This is a genomic window from Streptomyces recifensis, assembly GCF_002154615.1.
GTDB lineage: Bacteria > Actinomycetota > Actinomycetes > Streptomycetales > Streptomycetaceae > Streptomyces > Streptomyces griseoluteus.
Genome location: NZ_MUNH01000892.1, coordinates 1 through 846, shown reverse-complemented (window position 1 = coordinate 846; position 846 = coordinate 1). Strand labels below are relative to the sequence as shown.

Here is an 846-nt window from a genome sequence, read left to right as displayed (position 1 = left end):
GTGGGGGAACGGCGGGACACGCGGGGCCGGATCGGGCCCGGGGTCCGCTGGAGCGCGGTCGGCTCAACAGCAGGGACAGCAACAACAGCTGAGACGCATGCCGGCAGCACCGAGGGACCCGGCGGCGCGGGTCGTGGTGGGTGCGAAGTCGGCAAGCATGCCCACTAGGACACCGGTTCATACCTGCCGTGTCAACTCGGGGCCCGCTTCGAGGGACATCCGTCACCTCATCCGGTGCATCTCTCAGGTGAAAGGTTTGTGCACCCGGTACTCGGGACACATGGCGCACATCCGGGCGGCGCTCCTCGGCGCCCTCAGCCGTGTGTCAAGGTTTATGCCGATTTGAACACTTAACGCAAGGCCTTGGTTCCGCAGAGTGAATAACGGGCTCAATAGCAGATCTCGGCTTGACTCGCTCGGAGCAGCACACTTGTAATTTCACTCGTGTCGTTCGGCCGGGACCGGCCAGGCACGGGGACGTGAAGAACAGACGAGGGGCGCACATGACCGAGCTGGTGGAGCAACTGCTGGTCGACGACGCGGACGAGGAACTCGGCTGGCAGGAGCGCGCTCTGTGCGCCCAGACCGATCCCGAGTCCTTCTTCCCGGAGAAGGGCGGCTCCACGAGAGAGGCCAAGAAGGTCTGCCTCGCCTGCGAGGTGCGCTCCGAGTGCCTCGAGTACGCCCTCGCCAACGACGAGCGCTTCGGCATCTGGGGCGGCCTGTCCGAGCGGGAGCGCCGCCGGCTTAAGAAGGCCGCCGTCTGACCGGCGCACGCGCCGCCGGCCGGCGAACGGCCGCCGGACACACGCACATACGGGGCGAACGGCCCGTCGCACGTGGGTT

1 protein-coding gene is annotated in these 846 nt (G+C 67.0%); it reads left to right on the top strand.

What is annotated here, in order from left to right; translation table 11 throughout:
* The first annotated feature begins 503 nt into the window (after nucleotides 1–503).
* Nucleotides 504–767 (top strand): WhiB family transcriptional regulator, encoded by a 264-nt coding sequence (locus CCN33_RS30645; protein WP_030377564.1) that lies wholly within the window; start codon nucleotides 504–506, stop codon nucleotides 765–767.
* Nucleotides 768–846 lie beyond the last annotated feature (79 nt).